The following is a 20,753-nucleotide window of genomic DNA, read 5'->3' as shown; positions in this document are numbered from 1 at the left end:
GGCTCGCGGAAATCGGACACGATGGTCCGGTCCGCGACTCAGTGGAAGAAGTGGCGCTCCCCCGTGAAGAACATCGTGACTCCGGCTGCCCGTGCCGCGTCGACGACCTCTTCATCGCGCACCGATCCCCCGGGCTGCACGATCGTGCTGATCCCGGCGTCGATGAGAACCTGGGGCCCGTCGGCGAACGGGAAGAAGGCATCGGATGCCGCCACCGAACCGGCTGCGCGGTCGCCAGCGCGTTCGACCGCGAGACGGCACGAGTCGACACGGTTCACCTGGCCCATCCCGATGCCCACCGTCGCGGAGTTCTTCGCCAGCACGATGGCGTTCGACTTCACGGCGCGGCACGCCTTCCAGGCGAAGATGAGGTTGGTCATCTCCTCGTCGTCGGGCCGCTCGCCCGAGACGAGCTCCCAGTTCGCGGCGACCGAGTCGATGTCGTCGGGGAACCGGTCGGCGTCCTGCAGCAGCAATCCTCCCGAGACGAGCCGCACATCCATGCGCTCCTGCTGCCAGTCGGCGGGCAGCTGCAGCACGCGCAGGTTCTTCTTGAGCCGGAACACCTCGAGCGCCTCGGGCTCGAAGTCGGGCGCGATGATGACCTCGGTGAAGATGTCGCGCAGGTTCTCGGCCATCTTCAGCGTGACCGTGCGGTTGGCCGCGATGACCCCGCCGAACGCGGACACGGGGTCGCATTCATGCGCACGCAGGTGGGCGCTCGCGATGGGGTCGAGCGCCTGGGGCGCCGCGATCGCGATTCCGCACGGGTTCGCGTGCTTGATGATCGCGACGGCCGGCTTGACCATGTCGAACGCGGCCCGCAGGGCGGCATCCGCGTCGACATAGTTGTTGTAGGACATCTCCTTGCCCTGCAGCTGCGTCGCCTGCGCGATCCCGTGCCCGCCGACACGCGTGTAGATCGCGGCGCGCTGGTGCGAGTTCTCGCCGTAGCGCAGCGACGCGAGGCGTTCGGCCTTGATCGTGAGGTGCTGCGGCAGGGTCTCCTCGTCGGCGAGGGTCGCCTCGGCGAACCACTGCGCGACGGCGCGGTCATAGGCGGCGGTGTGCGCGAAGGCGCGCGCCGCGAGGTCGCGGCGATGCGCGAGGGTGGTCCCCGCCGCCCCGGCGGCCTCGATGACCGCGGGGTACGACTCGGGTGAGACGACGATGGCGACATTGGCGAAGTTCTTGGCGGATGCCCGCACCATGGCGGGGCCTCCGATGTCGATCTGCTCGACCACGTCGACCGCCGACGCACCCGAGGCGACGGTCTCGACGAACGGGTACAGATTGACCACGACGAGCTCGAACGGGGCGATGTCGAGCTCGTCGAGCTGGCGCTCGTGGTCCTCGAGGCGCATGTCGGCGAGGAGGCCCGCGTGCACGCCGGGGTGGAGGGTCTTCACCCGGCCGTCGAGCGACTCGGGGAACCCCGTGATGGCCGACACGTCGGTCACGGCGTAGCCCGCGTCGCGGATGAGCGAGGCGGAGCCGCCCGTCGAGACCATCTCGACTCCCGCCGACGAGAGCGCCTCGGCGAGTTCGAGCAGCCCCGTCTTGTCGCTCACGGAGATGAGGGCGCGACGGATCGGCACGACGTCGCGTTCGCGGTAGAGAGCGGGATCGTGGCTCGGGCCGGCCATGGGGACTCCTCGGTGGTCGTCAGGGGGTGGATTCGGCGGTGCGCCGCACGGCGGCGAGATCGAGGTCGCCCGCAGCGATGCGGCGCACGACGTCGATGAGCAGCCGCCGTTCGACGGGCTTGATGCGTTCGTGGAGCGCGTGCTCATCGTCGCCGTCGAGGACGGGAACGCGCTCCTGCGCGAGGATCGGTCCGGTGTCGATGCCCGTGTCGACGACGATGACGCTCGCGCCGGTCTGCGCGACTCCGGCGGCCAGCGCATCGCGCACGCCGTGCGCACCGGGGAACTCGGGCAGGTGCGCGGGGTGGGTGTTGAGGATGCGCGGCTCCCACGCGTCGACGAGCGAGGCGGGCAGCAGCCGCATGAGACCGCTCAGCACGATGAGATCGGGCTTCCAGATCGACAGCTGCTCGCCGAGCGCTGCTCCCCACGCTTCGCGTGTGTCGTAGCTCTCCCAGGGCACGAGGAAGGTCGGGATGCCGTACTGCTCGGCATGTGCGAACCCCGCTGCTTCGCGATCGGCGCCGACGGCGACGATCGAGGCGGGGAAACCGGGTTCGGCGGCGGCATCGAGCAGCGCACGCAGGTTGGACCCCGTGCCCGAGATGAGGACGGCGACCGTGAGCACGCCGTCAGTCTACCGGCGGTCGTTCGGGCAGCCGGTCCAGCGGCTCGGTCACGGATTCCTCCGCACCCCGCCCCCTGCCTCACCTTCGGCCCCTGAGCCTGCCGCGGCCCCTGAGCCGCTCGCGGTCCCTGAGCCGCCCCCGGTCCCTGAGCCCGCCGAAGGGTCGCCCCCGGTCCCTGAGCCCGCCGAAGGGTCGTCGGCGAACATCGCCTCGCGATACGCCTGATCCTCCGCACGCGCGGGTCCACGAACGGTGTCGGGTTCGCCGGTTCGGCTCCGCGGCAGACGGGGTCGGGGCGAGAGCAGCAGGATGCCGGCGCCCAGCGCCGTCTCGAGCCCGATCGCCAGCGCGAGCGGACCCGGTTCGGGACCGGCGTACGCGAGTGTGCCGGGGCCGATCGAGCCCGATGCCAGCGTGGCGAGCAGTGCGGCGATCGCGGCCGCGCCGACCGCGATGCCCGCCGCGACGACGAGTCTCGCCCCGAGCGGGTCGTGTGCGTCGTCGGGTCGCCGGGCTGCCCCTGCCGCCGCGAGCCGGGAGCGGGCGATCCAGCCCGCGAACGCACCGAGGCCGACCGGCAGCAGCGCGAGCAGCAGCAGCCACGTCGTCGTGGATTCGGGAACGGCGCCGAGCACGGGGATGCCGGGCAGGATTCCGGCCTGCGTGCCGGCGGGGCCCACGACGGTGTCCATCCCGACCGAGAAACCGGGACCGGCCACGAACGACATCGCCCACACGATGAGAGTGGGCAGGTACGCCAGCTGGGCGAGCATCATGACGGTCGCGCCGAACGCGTCGACGTGCGACGCCTCGAAGAGCGCGACGATCTCGCCCCCGCCCAGCGCCACGGCGACGGCCGTGGCGAGGGCGCCGAGCCCGACCAGGCCCGTGCACACGATCGCCGTGCCGCGCGCGATCGAGCCGGGCACCTCGCTCCAGCCGTCCGAGAGCATCTCGACGCGGTCGCGCAGCCGCGCCACGACGCCGTCGCCGGCTTCGCTCCACTCCGTCACGAGGGCGCCGAGAAGCGCGGGCACGATGAAGACGAGCGAGGGGAAGAGCACGGCCTGCCACGTCTCGACCTCGGCGAGCGCGAGATGACCCGTCAGGGCGATGAGCACGGCGGCGGCGACGAAGACGATGATCCCCGTCGCGACACCGGTGATCCACGCGCCCGCCTGCGAGGCCCGGCGCCCTGAGCGCGCGGCGAAGATGGCGGTGAACGCCGTGAAGGCGAGCGGGGCGAGCGAGATCGTGAACGCGGCGGCCGCGGCGTCGATGCCCGTCTCGGCGAGGTAGTCGTCGGCCAGGAGCACGTCGACGGGCACGGCGTGACCGAGCTGCCAGATCGTCGCGCTCGCGGGCCAGAGCGCGCCCCAGTCGGCCCCCGTCCCGATTCCGACGGCCCACAGGAGGGTCAGCGAAGCAAGGACGACGGCGAGGCCGACGGCGACCGCGATGAGGGCGTCGACGGCGGCGAGGATGACGACGATGAGGCGATGCATGCGCTGTCGACCCTACCTACGGCAGCCCTGTGCGTTCGGTCGGCACGCCCGCCGCGGCATCCGGATATGCGGTTGTCGTGCGAGTGCCGATATCTTGTCCGAGGAGGTCCCCGACATGACATCAGCCCCCTCGTCCGCGCCCGAAATCACGGACTCGACTCCGAAGAACGGTTTCGACCGGTTCTTCGAGATCACGAAGCGTCGCTCGACGCTCGGAGCCGAGATCCGCGGCGGCGTCGTGACGTTCGTCGCGATGGCGTACATCGTGATCCTGAACCCGATCATCCTGTCCGGTTCGCCGGACGTCGTGGGGGACGAACTCGGATTCACGCAGGTCGCCGCGACGACGGCCCTGACGGCGGGCGTCATGACGATCCTGTTCGGTCTCGTCACGCGTCTGCCGTTCGCGTTCGCGGCCGGGCTCGGCATCAACTCGTTCCTCGCGGTGTCGGTCGTCGGGCAGGTGACATGGGCCGAGGCGATGGGACTCGTCGTCATCAACGGCCTGATCATCGTGCTGCTGGCGGCGACGGGACTGCGCCGCATGATCTTCGATGCCGTGCCGATCCAGCTGAAGCTCGCGATCACGGTCGGGATCGGCCTGTTCATCGCCTTCATCGGCTTCGTCAACGCCGGATTCGTCACGGCGACCGGCACGTCGTCGCCGCCTGTCGGCCTGGGTGTCGACGGGTCGGTCACGACCGTGCCGACGCTCATCTTCGTCATCACACTGCTGCTGACCGGCATCCTCGTCGCACGCAGGGTGAAGGGCGGCATCCTGATCGGGCTCGTCACGGGCACCGTCGTCGCCGTCATCGTCGAGGCGATCTGGAAGATCGGCCCCATGTTCGGCGACGACGGCGTCAACCCGGGCGGCTGGAGCCTGTCGGTCCCCGAGCTGCCGGGGGCCATCGTCAGCATGCCCGACCTGTCGCTGCTCGGACAGGTCGGGTTCGACGCGTTCGCCGGCTCGTTCGAGCGCATCGGCGTGCTCGCGGCCCTCATGCTCGTCTTCACCCTCGTGTTCACGAACTTCTTCGACGCCATGGGCACGATGACGGGGCTGTCCAAAGAGGCGAACCTCGCCGATGCGAAGGGCGACTTCCCGCGCATCAAGTCGGCGCTCGTCGTCGAGGGCATCGGCGCCGTCGCGGGTGGCCTCACGTCGAGTTCGTCGAACACGGTGTTCATCGAATCCGGTGCCGGCATCGGCGAAGGTGCCCGCACGGGCTTCGCGAACGTCGTCACGGGCGTGCTCTTCCTCGTCGCGATGTTCCTGACCCCGCTCGTGTCGATCGTGCCGACCGAGGTCGCCTCGGCCGCGCTCGTCATCGTCGGCGCGCTGATGATGTCGCAGATCCGCTTCATCGACTTCTCGGAGTTCTCGGTGCTCCTGCCGGTTTTCCTCGCCGTGACCGTCATGCCGCTGACCTACTCGATCGCGAACGGCATCGGCGCGGGCTTCGTCGGCTGGGTCATCGTGCGATCGCTCTCGGGCAAGGCCAAGCAGATCAGCCCGCTGCTGTGGATCGTCGCGGCCGGCTTCCTGGTGTACTTCGCACGCGGCCCCGTCGAGGCGATCCTCGGCGGCTGATCCCCCGCTGACGCGACGCGCGTGGCGCCGGGTGCGGCCCGAACTTCGGAGAGTCGCGCGAAGTACGGAGGCCAGGCGGCATCGGGTCCGAACCCCGCGCGAAACCCCGAACCCCGCGCCAAATTCCGAACCTCGGAAGGCAGCGCGACGCGCGTGGCGCTGGGTGGCCTCTCGGTGCGACGCGCGACGCACGTGGCGCTGAGTGCGGGCCCGAACTTCGGAGAGTCGCGCGAGGTACGGAGGCTTGGCCGCATCGAGTCCGAACCCCGCGCGTAACCCCGAACCCCGCGCCAAACTCCGAACCTCGGAAGGCAGCGCAAAGTACGGAAGGCAGTGCGAGGTACGGAGACTCGGCCGCATCGGGTCCGAGCATCGCGCGAAGCTCCGAGTTACGCGCGAAGCTCCGAGTTACGCGCGAAGCTCCGAGTTACGCACGTAGCTCCGAGTTACGCGCGAACCTCCGAGTTCGGCGCGAAGTCCGACGCACATAGCCGACGAGAGCAGCTGGCGGCAGTCGCAGCGGGTCAGCCGGCGCGGCTCCACGCACCGGAGGCGGGAAGAGTCCCACCGAACAGCTGAGAGACGGTGACGAGCGAGAACCCGCGGTCGAGCAGTCCCGCGACGACGGCCGGGGCGACCCGCACGGACCGCTCGTGGATGTCGTGGAAGAGGATGATCCCGCCCGGCGACGCACCGTCGACCGCCGTCGCCTCGAGCACGTCGTCGGCGGGGCCCGCCCAGTCGCGCGTGTCGACGCTCCACAGGATCGCGGGCTGCTGTGCCACGTCGAGCACCCGCTGGTCGTATTCGCCGTAGGGCGGGCGGAAGCTCGCGACGGCCTGCCCGCTGATCCCGCGCAGCAGATCCCCCGTGCGGACGATCTGAGCGGCGACCTGTTCGTCGTCGAGCTCGGGCAGCTGCGGGTGGCTCCACGTGTGGTTGCCGATCAGATGACCCTCGGATGCCACGCGCCGGACGGTGTCCTCGCGCGAGGCCGCAGACGGGCCGAGCATGTAGAAGCTCGCCGCGACGCGCGCCTCGGCGAGAACGTCGAGCAGCGTCGGTGTGAGGCTCGAGGGCCCGTCGTCGTAGGTGAGGGCGATGCACGGGACGAGCGTGCAGTCGACGCGATCGAACCCCGCGGGACCCGACGGGCCGGTGTAGGGCTCGCCGGCGGACCCGAGCAGACGCGCGCCGAACGGCGTCACGAGATCGGCGACGATCGCGGCGGGTACGCCGATCGTGAGCGGCTCGGCCGTCGCGTCGACGCCGAGGGCGCGCAGCGCGGGCGCTTCGAAGCCCGCCGCGATCGTGAAGACGAGGCCGCCGTCCCCCGCGGGCACGGTCGTCGAGAGGGCGGCTTCGATCGCCGCGAGCTGCGCGTCGTCGCCGGCCGCGGCCGGGGCGAGGGTGAGGGCGCCGGCGTCGCGGCGCAGCGCATCGACGACGTCGGCGCTGAGGCGCGCGGCGGCGTCATCGGCCCACAGCTGCGCCGCTGTCACGACCTCGCCCGACGCCGTGTCGGCATAGAACGTCGTCGTGGCATCGGAGCGGGGTGCGTCGGGCCCACCCGCGACGACCCGCACCCGCTCGCCGAAGAAGGGGCCCGCCGCGGCGACGATGTCGCACACGACGGCGGAGCCGCTCGCGCCCACCTCGGCGAGGATCTCGTCCGCCGTCCACGCCGTCGAGCCCGTGATGCACGCGCGGTCGGCGAGTCCCGCGCCCGTCGCCGGCGCGTAGGCGACGCCCGAGGCGGCGGACTGCGTCGCGACGGCATCGCGCACGAGGTCGCCGATCACGGCGTTGAACGCGTCGACGCCCCCGCCCGTCCCGGGCAGCAGGGCGAAGCGCGCCTCGACGCCCACGGCGGCGTTGTGCAGCCGGTACGACGTGACGGATGCCGCGAGCGCGGTCTGCGCCGCGAGGTCGAGGGCCGCGGGCGGGCGGGCGACCGTGATCTCCTCCTCCGCCCAGGACGGCGGTTCCCACGCGGCATCCGTCACGGGCGCACACGCGCCGAGCACGAGCGCCGCCCCGAGCACGACAGCTGCCGCCGCGACTCGCCTCACGGTGCGATCCCTTCGAGCAGCTCGGCCAGGGCCGGCCGGTAGGCCGCCATCGTCCGCCCTTCGGCCGCGGTCGCCGTCACCCGCACGCTGCCGCCGTCCGCGCCGAGGCCCACCGCCGCGACGACGCCGTCGGGCGCCACGTCGACGTGCACGACATCGCGGCCCGTCGTCAGCTGTTCGCCGCGCACGGGCGACGCGATGTCCGGCGTGGCTCGGATCGCGGCATCCGCGGTCTGATCGATCAGCTCGAGCTGCGCCGTCATGCCGCCGTCGGGCGTGCGCACCGTGACGGCCGCGGACGATTCCCGCACGATCGTCCAGCCATCCGGCACGATGATCCCGGCGTCGACGCGATCGGTCTCGAGGGGCGTGGGCGTCACGCCGTCGGACGACGAGCTCGCGAGGTTGGCGATCGACGGCGGGACGGCGGTGAGCAGCGCGAACGCGACGACGGCGATCGCGGCGAAAGCGGCGACGATCGAGAGCAGGACGGCGGTGCGCTGAGACGGGCGGACCCCGCCCGGGGACGCCTTCATCGAGCCGCGAGGGCTCGGGGAGGAACGGGGGGCATGGGCGGATGCCGCCGAATCAGGCCGTCATCGGGTCGAGGACGAAGACGGCGATCACGCGATCGGTCTTCTCCTGGTAGTCGGCATACGCGGGGAACGCCGCGACGGCCCGCTCCCACCACTGGGCGCGCTCGTCGCCGCTGAGCTCGCGGGCGCGGTAGTCGCGCGTGACGGCGCCGTCCTGCAGTTCGACGTGATCGTGGGCGCGCATGTTGCCCGCCCACGCCGGCTCCTTCGGCGCACCGCCCATCGAGGCGACGGCGAGGTAACGGCCCTCGTGCTCGACGCGCATGAGCGCGGTCTTGCGCAGGGCCCCCGTCTTACGGCCGACCGTCGTCAGCACGATGATGGGCATGCCGCGGAGCTCGTTCGCTTCGGTGCCCCCGCTCGCTTCGAACGCCTCGGCCTGTTCACGTGCCCACTCCGAGGTGGACGGCTTGTATTCTCCGGTCAGTGGCATGCCTTCAGGGTATCTGCGTTCCCCTCCCAGGAGCCGTCGCTGTCACGCCCGGCGGCGGAGATTGAGCAGCGCGCCGCCGGCCAGCAACAGCAGACCCAGGAGCAGCCACCCCGTGAGGTCGGCGCCGCCCGTCTTGGGGAGGCGGTCGCCCGCGCTCGCGGCCGCGGGGCCGCCGTCGGTGTCGCCGCCGTCGCCACCCGGGTCGACCGGGTCGACCGGGTCGACGGGATCGACGGGATCGACCGGATCGACGGGGTCGACGCCGCGGATGGCATTGATGTAGACGTTGCGCGCGGTCGCATGGTCGTAGAGGGGGTCGTCGCTCGAGACGGCGTGGCTCACGGTCTCGACGATCATGCCGGGGCCGGGCTCGGCCGACGGCACGGCCGCGAGGGTCTGGAACGGATGCGGGTCGATCGTCGGCACGAGCCGCACGATGACCGTCTTCGGCCCGGTCTCGCCGATCTCGAAGATGAGGATGACCTGGTCGTGGAACGTCAGGCCGCCGTCGATCGAGATCTGCGCGTACGGGATGCCGCCGGCGTACGCCGCCGAGATCGTGATGTACACGCGTGAGGTGGGCGGAGTGCCGAGCTCGATCGTGTAGCTGTCGGTCTCCTTGACGCCGGTCTGCAGCGTCGTGGAGCCGTCCGTCTCGACGATGATGATCTCGCCCGCGCCGCCGTCACGCGGTGGGATCGGAACGACGATCGACACCGGCACCGCAGCATCCTCGCCGGGGATCCCGAGCGGCGCGGAAACGGCGAGCGCTCCCGCGAGCGTCGGCTCGGCGACCGAGTACAGGTCGACGTCGAGTCCGCCTCCCACGACGTCGAGCGGGTCGATGACGATGTCCTCCGCAGCGCCTGTCGTGTGGACCGTCACGGTCGACGCGTCGGCCCCGCCGTCGAGCGAGAGCAGACCGTGCGCGAGGTAGGTCCCGTCGAGCAGGCGCACCGCGAGGACGTCGAACACGTCGTCGCCCGTCGTCGCCTCGACGCGCAGTTCGGCGGTGTGTGCGGAGATGACGAACGTGTCGTCGCCCGCGCCGCCGTAGAGCACGGCGGGGAAGGTGAGTCCGCGGCTCACATGCCCGAACTCGGTCTCGATCGTCTCGAACGCGTCGCCGGGCTGCACGTCGGGCTCGACGCGCGGTGTCGCGAAGAACTGGCCGACGATGAACGTGTCGTCGCCGTCGCCGCCGTAGACGGTCGTGATGGCGCTGTTGTCGTCGAAGACGAACAGATCGTCGCCGCCGAGTCCGTCGACCGTGACCCGCTGGTTCACACCCTGGTCGTACGAGATGCGCTCGTGCGTGCCGGCCGCGGTGTTGACGTGGGCGACGAACGCCGGCCGCGTCGCGTCGGGGTGCTCGGCGATCGCCGACAGGCCGCGGAAGAGGAACACGTCCGCCGCATCGGTGCCGTCGATCCAAAGGGTGTTGAGACCGCCCTGCGCTCCCCCGCCCCGCACGATGATGCGGTAGTCGTGGCCGAGGAGCGCGTCGTCCTCGCCGCCCCACGTCAGCACACGGAACGCGTTGTCGCCCGAGAGGCCGAAGAGCACGAGTGCGTCGCGCACCTCGGTGCCCGCGAAGTCGTCGCCGACAGCGGCGAGGTGGGTGCCCGTCATGGACTGCAGTCGCACGACGAAGAACGTGTCGTCGCCGTCGTCGCCGGATGCCGTGCGCGCGGCCCCGCCGTAGACGATCGTGTGTCCGCCGAGCAGCGTCGAGTCGAAGGAGAAGACATCGTCTCCGCGGCCGCCGTAGATCTCGGTCGCGTGCCCCGTCACTTCGCCCGCGAAGTACAGCAGCGATCCACCCTGGCTCGCGAGCGTCTTGCCGAACGACGCGCGGATCGTGACGGTCTGTCCCGCGATGATCGTGCCGAGCGGCGCGATGACGTCCTGCCCGACGAGGAGCGTGACATGGCCGCCCGCGACGACACGACCCTCGGTCATGTCGATGAGGCCGTCGATCGTGCGTCCCTCGGTGAGGAGGAAGAGGCTCTCGTCGACGCCGCCGTCGACGAACGGCACGGTGACGCGGACATCTCCCTGGTCGGCTTCCGCGCGCAGGACCAGGAGCGATCCCGTCGCCTCCGTGACGAAAACGCCCGCGACACGGCCCTCGTACGAGTGCGCATACAGGCGTCCGCCGATCGCCGTGTCGATGACGAGGTCGAGCGACCGGTCGGGGCTGTCGGCACCGACCGTGCCGCCGACCGCGATGAGGTCGATGTCGCGCGCGATGACCCGCGCCGTCGTGCCGGCGGCATCCGAGAGGATGCTGCCGTCGCGGGTGCGCAGCGCGGCATCCCCGTTCAGAGACGTGACGAGCCGCACGAACAGGGATCCGTCGACCTGGTCGAGCAGGATGTCGCCGCCCGCCAACGCCGTGACGCGACCGCGCTCGGCCAGCGAGGAGCGGATCTCGAGGAAGTCGGGCACGTCCGCAGCCGGACCGCCGATGCGACCCGCGAGGAGCCCCGCGACCAGTGTGATGTCACGGCCGGCGACGCGCGGCGTGCCGTCGTCGATCGTGCCGTCGTCGAGGATCGACGCGTCCTGCGCCGTCTGCAGCCAGACGTCGCTGGCTGTGGAGGTGATCGTGCCGACGCGCAGGTCGCCGATCGTCTCGAGGTCCGAGATGTCGCCGTTCGTGAGCAGCGAGATCTCGCCGTCGCCGTCGCTCACCGAGTACGAGATCTCCGCGAAGCGCATGCTGACGAGCGTCGCATCGACGTCGGAGTAGACCTCGAACGAGATCGAGGTGGCCGTCGACGGATGCCGCACGACGATGTCGTTTCCGGCACTCAGGTCGCCGAACGTGTAGGCGCTGTCCTGCAGCGTGTTCACGGTGCCCCACGCGACCAGGACGGGGTCGCCGAAGCCCGCCCACGGCCCCGGGTCGGGATGGAAGTACGTGTGGTAGAGCCCCGAGGGCGGCACGTTCGTCGTGCTCGGCGGGACCGTGACGTCGACCTGCACGAGGTAGGACGTGAACGGGGGCACGTCGGATCCGAACGTGCTGTCGTGCACCAGGATGTCGATGTTGCGGCCCGCGTGGATGGGACCGAGGAGAGGCTGGAACATCGTTTCGGCGTAGGGCGAGCCCACCGGCATCCGTGCACTGTAGGTCACGTCGAGCACGACGTCGTCCCGCGCATCGGCGACGAGCTCGACCAGGCGCGTCGGGTCGACGTCGTCGATGAGGTAATCGCTCTGGACGAGCGTGATGCGGATGGGCTCGCGGAACGGAACGCCCACCAGTGTTCCGGCGGCCCCGATCGTGCCGCGCTCGGCGTACAGCTGGGCGATGTTCGTGCGGATCGAGCCGGCTTGCGACGCGCTGATGTCGCCGTTCTCGGCGATGATCCGGGTCGCGCCGATCGGGTTGTCGATGTGCCCGTGCAACTGCAGGTCGGCCGATCCCGGGTTCTGCCAGTTGGCGATGTCGACGAAGGTCGGGATGAAGATGGGTCGCCCGATGTGGAAGCGGAATGCCGTGCTGTTCTCGGCCGCGACATCGACCGTCGCGCCGACGTCGTCGAGGTTCGCGACGCTGATGTCCTGGATCCGCATGTCGCGGTTCGAGTGGTTGTGCAGCCGCACGAAGTCGAACGTGTTCTGCACCTGCAGGGTGCCCCGGTCCCCCGCCAGGATGCCGATCGGGGTGCCGGTGGTGTTGTTGATCTCGTAGCGGGCCGTGCCTCCGCCGGTGTTCTCGATCGGGTCGACGACGATCGTCTGGCCCGCGGGGATCACGCTGCCGACGTTGTAGACGACGCCGTTCAGATCGCGGACGGTGACCGCGTACTTCTTCACGATGCGGCCCGACGCGTCGATGATGAGCGTCGGATTCGGCGCGTGCAGCACGACATCGGCGTTCCACTCGATCGTGCGGTAGCGGAAGTTGTCGAGCTTGTTGTCCGAGCCGCCGAAGTCGATGAATCCGCCGCCGGTGGAGGCCTGCGGCGTCGTCGAGACGAGCTGGTGGAGCGCCTGGACGAGCAGCGCCGCGGTGCGGATCCGCACGCCCTCCTGCCCGACGACGCTCGAGCGTGCGTCGTAGAGGACGTAGGCGTACGCGTCGCTGTCGCCGCCGAAGCAGCCGCATGTGGCGCGCGCGTAGGCGCGGACCTCGACGCTGCGATGCTGCGCCGTGATCGTCACGCTCTGCCAGCCGACGATCTTCGCGGGGGCGTTGAGCTGCACGTGGACGACCGACGTCAAGCGGCTCTCGGACCGCGCGTCGGAGTCTTCGAACGCGCCCTTGCCGCTCGCGCGGTTCTCGACGTTGAGTCGGCTCGAGATCATCTCGGCGACGAGCCGCACGTTGTCGGCCTCGAGGTACGCACCGCCGCCCACCGTGAGGCTCGTCTCGTGGTTGTGCGCCTCGAGGTGGCAGTCCGTCGGACCGCATTCACCCGACGACGTGCTGCCCGCGAACGACGCTCCGGACGCGGAGGCGATCAGGTCGGCCTGCATCGCGCTCGTCGACCTCGCCTCGATGTCGTTCCACGCGACGATGCGCCCATCGAGGATCGTCTTGGCCGTGAGGTCGAGCGTGCCGCGCGTCTGGGAGTCGACGCCGTGTCCGAAGCCACCCGACTGCGACCGTGCGACCGCGCGCACGCTCGCGACGGTCATGGGCGCGACGCGCACGCTGCCTCTCGTCGACTGCACATCGGTGCCCTCTTGCAGCCAGACGGTCGTGTTCGCCGTCGCGTCGACGACGGCGCGCGATGCGCCGATCCCGACGAACCCGAGGCCTGCCGATGACGCATCGACGAAGGCGGATGCCGTCGATGCGGCGCCGATCGCGATGTCACCGGCGGCGTGGATGCGGGCGTTGCGCCCCAGGGTGAGCGCGAGGTTCGCTGTGAAGCTCGCCGTGGGCAGGCTGCTCGTCGACGAGATGAACCCGACGCCCGAGCCGTACACCTTAGCCTCGGTGAAGACACCGCCGCCGGGAAGCACCGGCGTGAGCGGCTGCGAGTGCAGCTGCTGCGGCCCCGCCCCCGTCGACGTCAGGTCGATCACGAGACCGTGCGACAGCAGGTCGGCGATGCTGTCGCGACCGAGGTCGACGACAGCCGGCACGAACCGGCTCGTGCCGACGCTGCCGCCGCCCGAGATCGCCACGGCGAACAGGCCCGAGAAGGGCCCCGGGACCGTCGACAGACGGAACGACGTCGCCGTGCGGTCGTAGATGTAGTAGCGCTCACCGTGTCGCAGGCCGTTGATGGGCTGCTGACCCGGCGCGTAGAGACCGTGCACGATGCTCATCGCCGCGGCATCGAAGCTGCCGGCGAGTCCGAGAGCCGACACCGGGATGAGCTGATCGGGGTCGTCGGGGTCGACGCACGTTCCCACCGCCTGGCACTGCGACGCGGCGAGCTGGATCTCGTGCGGGCCGACGACGATGACCCAGTAGGTCGCGCCGTTCACGAGTCCGCCGAGGGCTCCGCCGTTCGAGCGGTAGACGATCTGCTGTCCCGTCGTCAGTTCGTGGGCGCGCAGCGCGATGCGGTTGTTGTCCTCCGTCATGTAGGCGCTGCCGGGTCCGCTGACGTTGAGGGGCACGCCGTTCGCGTCGACGATGATGTCGACGCGGTTGCTGCCGAAGCTCGCGAGGGCGTCGGGCGCGAGGTACTGCACGGCCTGACCGTTGACGTAGTCGTTCACCGCCCAGATGCGGTCGTCGATCACGGCGCCGCCGGTGAACTCGACGAGTGTCTGCGAGGTCGCGGCGTCGATCAGCTGGATCCGGAACTCGTCGACCACCCGCACGAGGTAGGCACGCCCGTTCGTGAGGCCGACGGCGTCCACCCCCGGCGACGAGTAGATGACCCGCTGACCGTCGATGAAGTTGTGCGGCATCTCGGTGAACTCGCCGTCGATCGTGCGTCCGAAGGTGATGACATCGGATGCTGCGTCGATGAGCGCGCCCTGGAAGATCGACCCGAGCTGGATCGTATTCGGCGAGACGACGATGACGTTGTAGCGCGATCCCGGCTGCAGCCCGCCGACGGGAGTGCTCGTGCCCGGCGTGTAGGTCACGCTGCCGCCGGTCTGCAGACCGTGGGCGCCCGTGATCGTGATCGTCTCGTTCGCCGTGTCGACGCCCGTCACGGCATCGAAGACGAGTCCCGGCGGCACGACGGGGGTGAGCGAGTTCTGCAGCGCGTTGAGCGTCACGGTGCCACCGGCCCGCAGGTAGGTGCCGTCGGCGACGGTGAGTCGGACGGTCGGAGTCGTTTCGGCGCGTGCGTAGTTTTTCGAGATCGAGAGGGCACCCGCGGCGAACGTCTGCGCGTACGAACGCGACACCGGCTGCTCGGCGACGCCGATCGTGACGCTGCCCCCGACGACGATCGGCTGGGCGTTGCCGACGAGGGTCTCGGTCACGGGCGTGACGCGTGCCGTGGCGCGGCCCGTCGAGATCGAGATGGCGCTGCCGGTGCGGTTGACGAGCGATGCATCGGCCTGATTCGTCGCCGACGCGTCGACCGTCAGCGACGCGGCACCCGCACCGTCGGCACCCGATCCGCCGATCCAGGCCTGCATGTGCGCGTAGGTGCGCGTGTCGACCCACGCGAGGGGCTCGGCGTTCGTCGCGGCGAGGATGAGTCCCACGTTGATCCCGCCCGCTTCGGCCGTCGCAGAGTTCGCAGCCTTCGCCGTCACCGAGACTCCCGCCGCGGGCGCGGTGATCGTCGCGCCGGGGCGGATTCGGGCCTGCGTGACCGCGCCGCTCGTGATGAGCGCCTCACCCGACGAATGGGCGACCCCGATGAGCGAGAAGCCGATCGAGCCGGACGTCGTGGTGACGGCGCGGGTCGCGTCGGCGCGCACCGTGATCCCGGTGCCGCCGACCTGGCGAGCAGAGTAGTCGGCGGTGAGAGCGTTCGCGATGCGCGAGGTCGGCACCGAGACGGCGACGACGACCAGGCCGCCCGAAGCGAGGTCGGTGCTGGCGGTGGCGCGGTCGATGGTCGTCGCCGTGACGGCGACGGTTCCCGTCGTCATGAGAGCACCGGTGCCGAATCGAGCGGTGATCGCGGCCTGTTCGTAGATATCGGCCGAGACGACGCTTCCCGTGATGCTGCCGAGGCCGATCGATCCCGCCTGAATGGTCGCCGTCACGGTCGTTCCGCCCGCCGCGGTGACGACGACGCCGGTCGACGCCGCGAGCGTGCCGTCGAACGCCGCCGTGACGGCGGCGCGCGTCGAGGCGAATGCGGCGAAGATGCCCGCGTCGATGAGCCCGCCACCCCCGCTGACGATGGACGAGAGGGCGTGCGTCCCCGTGCGGTTGTCGGCGCGCACGGTGACGATGCCCGACGCGCGCAGCACAACGGTGGATGCGACGGTCGCCGATGTCAGCGCGGTCTGCTCGATCGTCGCCGACGCGACCGTACCGCGGACGCCGATGATCGCGAGCGAGCGCATGCGTGCCGTCGCGTCGACGGCGTTGGCCGATGACGCGCTCACGGTGAAGGATCCGGACTGCGCCGACGGTGTCGTGACCGTTGCTCGCGTCGACGCCTCGATGCGGGCGACGGGCAGCAGACCGCCGATCGTGAAGGCCCCCGCGGTCGACTTGCGCATGTCCGCCGATGCCGTGTGCGCCGACCACGCGGTCACCGCGACGGCGCCTGTGCCGGCGAGCACGGCCGCCGACCCCGTGTCGACGCGCGCCGTCACGGCCGCCGCTTCACGCACGACTGCCGTCGCCCCGCCGAGACCGCCGTCGATGAAGCCGATCGAGACGTAGTCGACGTCGGCGCGCGCCGTGTTGGTGCCGCGGGCGTCGACCGTGAGTCCGTTGCCGACGAGACCCGCGAGCAGCTCGGCGATCGTCGCGGCCGAGATCTCGGCCGTCGGGATCGTGATGCCCACGTTGATGAAGCCGATGCTGGCCGCATCCGTCTCGGCGGTCGCCGTGTTCGCGGCGACCGCGACGATCGTCGTCGCGCCGGTCGACCACACGGGCGAGAGGATCGCGGCGTGCGTGAGCGCGGACTGCCGCACGTCGGCGTTCACGACCGAGCCCGACACCTGGTAGTAGCCGATGCCCGCGGTCCAGGTCGCGGCGGCAGCATCCGCCTTCGAGTCGGCGCGCGCTTCGACGGCACCCGAGGCACCGACGACACTCGACAGGATCGCGGTCGTCGCGCCTTCGAGCACGGCACTCGCGACGTACACGCCGAGGGAGATGAGTCCGCCGGAGACACCGGTGGCGCCGGCGGTCGCGACGTTGCCCGCGCCGCCGTCCTGCAGGATCCGCGCGCGCACCGCGACGAGACCCGAGCTGAAGACGGTGCCCGTGTCGATCGTGGCGCGCACCGACGCGCTCTCGGTGACGATCGCGTCGACCGAGACGCCCTGCCCGCTGCCGAGGATGCCGATGCTCGCGACGAAGGCGTTCGCGCGCGCCTGGTTCTGTCCCTGCGCCTCGACGACGAGCGATCCGGATGCCGCGAGGTCGGCGGCGAATCGTGCGGTGGTGCCGCCCGTCACGCGGGCGACGGGGTTCATGAAGAGTGCCGCGACGCCCGCGGCGCTGCCCCCGCCCATGTCGGCGCTCGTGTGGCTGCGGCTCGTGGCGCGCAGGGCGACGGCGCCGCCCGCGGACAGCCAGGACCCGGGGGCGGCGAGCGCCGTCGTCGTGCGGGACACGGTCGCGCGGGCGAACGTGATGCCGACCGTGACGGCGCCGGTCTGGACGTTGAGGGTTTCGGTGTCGACCGTGTTGCGCGCGTCGGCGACGATCTGCACGGCCCCCGACACACGTGCCACACCGGCGAACTCGGCCGCCGTGCGACCCGAGATCGTGCCGGTCGCGCCGACACCGGTGAGGCTTCCGAGCACACCCCCCGAGACCGAGAAGGCCAGGACGGGAACATCGATGACGGACGTCGAGGTGACGGTCAGTCCGCCGACGGCGGCGGCGTCGCCGAGCCGCACGAGGCCGACGCGTGCGACCGTGTCGCCGTGCACGTCCGCGAGGGCGACGGCGGCGCCCGCCGCGCCGAGCGCGAGGGCGACGCCGATGACGGTCGGGGCGACCCGGCGGTCGGCCGAGGCCGTCACGGCGACCGTGCCGCCGGCCGTCGGGATCGCAGCGCCGTCGTCGATGTGCGCCGTCTGGCGGGCGTCGCTGTCGATGACGACGATCTGCCCCGCGATCGAGACGCCCGCGAGCTGCCCCGAGAAGGCGATCGCCTCGGTGCGCTCGCGCGCCTCGGCGCGCACCGCGATGCCGCCGCCGGCGCGGACGACGGCGTTGCGCTCGATGCCGGCGTCGACGATCGAGGTGAGGTTCGCGACGACGAGCGAGAGCCCGACGGCACCGATGCCACCCGAGGCGGATCCGGCGACGGCGAAGAAGCTGTCGCGGGCGACGGCGGTCACGGCGACCGATCCACCCGCCTCGACGATCGCGCCCACGCCGATGCGGCTCGCCGTGCCACGGGTCGTGGGGACGCTCGAGAAGCGCGTCGTGACGATGCCGGCACCGGGCGTCGCTGCGGTGACGCCTGCCTGTGCGTCCGCGAGACCCTTCTGCTTGCGGTCCGCGGTGCTCGTGCCCGACGAGTCCTGCGCACCGTTCAGGATCGACCCGTAGCCGTTGGCGCCGGTGCCCGACGCGTACTGGTCGGCCTGGCCCTGTGGCGTGCCCTCCGACGACGAGAGCCCGTCCTGCGAGCCGCCACCGTCGTCGTACGAGCCCGACGGCGTCACGCCGGCACCCCACACCGACACCGAGCCGGCGACGCCGACGGCGCCCGCCCCGAAGCTCAGGGCGAAGGTCTGGATGCTGCGGATCGACATCGCCTGGATCCGGATGTCGCCGCGAGCGTAGACGACGGCGAAGTCGCCGATGCCGGCGCCCGCCGAGACGTCGACGGCGCCGATGTCGACACCGCCCGCGACGCCGACGAAGCCCGCGCCGAGACCGCCGCCGAGCGTGAAGGTGTCGGTGCGGTCCGCGGCCGACACCGAGACGCCCTGGCCTGCACCCGCACCCGCACGGTCGGCGTTGATGATGCTGCGCGTGTCGATGAGGGCGACCGTCGTACCCGAGATGAGCGTGACGTTGACGGCGCCCGCGACGCCGACGAAGCCGCCGCCCGCCGCGAGGGCCATGCCGAACACGTCCTGCTCACTCGTCGCGACGACCGCGAGGCCCTGCTGCATCGACGTCGGGAAGCCGGCGTCCGTCGCCGTGCCGAGCGGGATCGCGCTCATGCTCCATCCGCCGCGTGCACGGGCGTCGATCACGTTGAACGCGCCGATCGAGGCGCGCGTGTCCTTCGTGAAGACGACGACCGCGATACCGGCGCCCCCTCCGACGAAGCCCACACCGACGCCGCCGGAGGCGATCGTGAGCGATGTCGCATCATCGGCGCGCACGAGCACGTTGTTGCCGGCGTCGATGATGACGCCCTGTCCTGTCCGCGCGTACGTGTGGCTGTCGACGACGATCGTCGCGACGGCGACGGCGATGCCCGCGACGCCGGCACCCGCCGATGCGGCGACCGCCACGACGTCCTGACCGCTGCGCGCAGTGAGCGAGACGTCACCGACCGCGCGCACGATCGCGCCGTCGCCGATCGTCGCGTCGACGTCGAGGTTCACGATGTCGACAGCCGCGTTGACGGCGATGCCCGCCATGCCTCCGCCGAGGCCGGCCGCGACCATGAGCTGACGGAAGTCGCCGGAGGCGGCGACCGTGACCGACTGCCACGGCGATGCACCCGTGTTGTCGTCGTTGATGCGCGCCTGACGGCCGATGAAGGCGTCGGTGTCGGCCGTCACGACGTTGACGTTGCCCGCCGCCCCGACACCGACCGTCGCCGCGACGGCGGCGCTGGCACCGACGGCGAGGATCTCGTCGCTGTTGTTGGCGATGACGGCGACGCCGAAGACGGCGCCGGGGCTCTGCGTGATGACGCGCTTGCCTGTGATGCGCGCGGGGTCACCGGGGGGCTGCATCCCCTGGCGGACGAAGCTGTGCGCCCGTCCCGTTGCGGCGGCCGGGGCGAGGTCGATCGTCGTGACGGCACCGCCGCTGCATCCGTCCGACGTGGGCAGCGCGCCGCACTTCGTGGCGGCGAGCCGGAAGCTGTCCGGACCCATCATGACGACGTAGTAGACGCGGCCGTCGACGAGACCGCCGATGGGGGTGCCGCCGTTCGCCGTGTAGACGACGGCATCGCCCGTCTGCAGGGGCGTTCCACCGCCGCTCGACGTCGAATCGGCATCGCCGTCGGGCATGTCGTACGGCAGGTGCACGATGTTCGCGCCGCCGTCGACGTCGATCGAGGGGGTGAAGTACGGAGCGAAGCGGCCGGGCACGGTCGCCTCGTCGGTCGCGAAGATGCGGTGCGACTGACCCGGGCGGGCGGGCGATGCCAGCGCGATCGGAGCCCCGCCCGACGTCGCCGCGAGACGCAGGCGCGTCGGGAACGCCGCATCGACGATCGCGACGTACGTGGCGCCGGGGGTGAGTCCGACGATGGGCTGTCCGCCGCCCGCGTCGTACGAGACGCGCTCGCCGTCGCGGATGCCGTGTGCATAGCCGAGGTCGATCTGGTTGCCGCCCGTGATCGCCGTCTGCGGGCTGAACCGTGTGTCGATGTAGTCGATCTGGAACGCCCCCGCGGCCGCGAGGCCTCCCCCGCCGCCGAGCGCCGTGACGCGCGACAGGTCGCCGATGAACGCGGTCGTCGTCTTCTTCAGCACGGGCACGGCGGCCGTCAGCCCGACCGACGCAGTGCCGGAGGCGGCGACCGACCCCGACACGATGTCCATCGTGAGGATCTCGTTCGCGGCGACCCGGGCGCTGCCACCCGCGAGGACGATCGCGCGCGACGAACCGCACGCGGCCTCCGTGACGGTCGCGGCGCCACACACCTCACCGATGAAGGCCTTCGTCGTGACCGTGTAGACCGACACGGTCGCGTTGGCCGAGACGGCAGCTGTGCCGCCGACGCTCGCACCGGCGGCGACGCTCGTGACGTCTTCGCCCGAGGTCGCATCGACGGTGACGTCGCCGTCGACCGTGACGAGCGTCTCGGGTGCGATCCAGGCTTCGGTCGACTTCGTGACGACCTGCACGTCGGCGCCGAGGCCGACACCGGCCGTGCCGCCGATCGCGAGCTGACCCGCGATGCCGCGCAGCGTCGTGTCGTCGGTCGCGGCGATGCGGGCGCCCGCCGATCCGCCACCGGCCGCGACGGCGTCGAGGGTGACGCCACGATCGA

At 71.2% G+C, this 20,753-nt stretch carries 8 protein-coding genes (1 of these 8 only partly in view); 1 reads left to right on the top strand and 7 read right to left on the bottom strand.

Features of this window, described 5'->3' with window-relative positions; translation table 11 throughout:
- Positions 1 to 38: 38 nt before the first annotated feature.
- The 3 genes from purH to ACWICD_RS01150 are packed head-to-tail and all read right to left on the bottom strand — an operon-like array spanning position 39 to position 3,780.
- Positions 39 to 1,646, bottom strand: a complete 1,608-nt coding sequence (purH, locus tag ACWICD_RS01160) for a bifunctional phosphoribosylaminoimidazolecarboxamide formyltransferase/IMP cyclohydrolase (RefSeq protein ID WP_376128765.1) — start codon at positions 1,644 to 1,646, stop codon at positions 39 to 41.
- Between the two features lie 19 nt (positions 1,647 to 1,665).
- Entirely contained in the window at positions 1,666 to 2,274 is a 609-nt protein-coding gene (purN, locus tag ACWICD_RS01155) for a phosphoribosylglycinamide formyltransferase (RefSeq protein ID WP_376128767.1), read from the bottom strand.
- 48 nt (positions 2,275 to 2,322) lie between these two features.
- A complete protein-coding gene (locus ACWICD_RS01150; protein WP_454139025.1) occupies positions 2,323 to 3,780 on the bottom strand; it encodes a cell division protein PerM in 1,458 nt (485 codons plus the stop codon).
- A 115-nt stretch (positions 3,781 to 3,895) separates the two neighbouring features.
- Here ACWICD_RS01150 and ACWICD_RS01145 point away from each other — a divergent pair, with 115 nt between their 5' ends.
- Positions 3,896 to 5,374 (top strand): NCS2 family permease, encoded by a 1,479-nt coding sequence (locus tag ACWICD_RS01145; protein ID WP_376128770.1) that lies wholly within the window; start codon positions 3,896 to 3,898, stop codon positions 5,372 to 5,374.
- 524 nt (positions 5,375 to 5,898) lie between these two features.
- Here the strand turns inward: ACWICD_RS01145 and ACWICD_RS01140 are convergent.
- The 4 genes in view from ACWICD_RS01140 to ACWICD_RS01125 are tightly spaced (at most 52 nt apart) and all read right to left on the bottom strand, a layout consistent with a single transcriptional unit that may run on beyond the window.
- Positions 5,899 to 7,446 carry a polysaccharide deacetylase family protein gene (locus tag ACWICD_RS01140; RefSeq protein WP_376128772.1) on the bottom strand — a complete coding sequence of 516 codons (1,548 nt, stop codon included), beginning with the start codon at positions 7,444 to 7,446 and terminating at the stop codon, positions 5,899 to 5,901.
- On the bottom strand, positions 7,443 to 7,982 hold the full coding sequence (locus tag ACWICD_RS01135; protein ID WP_376128774.1) for a hypothetical protein: 540 nt from the start codon (positions 7,980 to 7,982) through the stop codon (positions 7,443 to 7,445). The genes ACWICD_RS01140 and ACWICD_RS01135 overlap by 4 nt, the downstream gene beginning before the upstream one ends.
- Positions 7,983 to 8,034: 52 nt before the next feature.
- Positions 8,035 to 8,475: a nitroreductase family deazaflavin-dependent oxidoreductase gene (locus ACWICD_RS01130; RefSeq protein ID WP_376128776.1), complete on the bottom strand. Its 441-nt coding sequence runs from the start codon at positions 8,473 to 8,475 to the stop codon at positions 8,035 to 8,037.
- A gap of 42 nt (positions 8,476 to 8,517) precedes the next feature.
- A protein-coding gene (locus ACWICD_RS01125) for an LPXTG cell wall anchor domain-containing protein (protein ID WP_454139024.1) crosses the window boundary here: on the bottom strand, positions 8,518 to 20,753 show its 3' end. It continues 18,505 nt past the right edge of the window; only the last 12,236 of its 30,741 coding nucleotides appear in the window; the start codon falls outside the window, past its right edge; its stop codon occupies positions 8,518 to 8,520.

This window comes from Microbacterium sp. NPDC055357 (genome assembly GCF_053644835.1).
The sequence above is the reverse complement of the archived record's forward strand: the minus strand, read 5'-3'. Positions and strand labels throughout refer to the sequence as shown.

Coding starts and splice junctions, on each gene's coding strand:
- purH (WP_376128765.1), bottom strand. CDS start 1,646: ATGGCCGGCCCGAGCCACGATCCCGCTCTCTACCGCGAACGCGACGTC.
- ACWICD_RS01150 (WP_454139025.1), bottom strand. CDS start 3,780: ATGCATCGCCTCATCGTCGTCATCCTCGCCGCCGTCGACGCCCTCATC.
- ACWICD_RS01145 (WP_376128770.1), top strand. CDS start 3,896: ATGACATCAGCCCCCTCGTCCGCGCCCGAAATCACGGACTCGACTCCG.
- ACWICD_RS01135 (WP_376128774.1), bottom strand. CDS start 7,982: ATGAAGGCGTCCCCGGGCGGGGTCCGCCCGTCTCAGCGCACCGCCGTC.
- ACWICD_RS01130 (WP_376128776.1), bottom strand. CDS start 8,475: ATGCCACTGACCGGAGAATACAAGCCGTCCACCTCGGAGTGGGCACGT.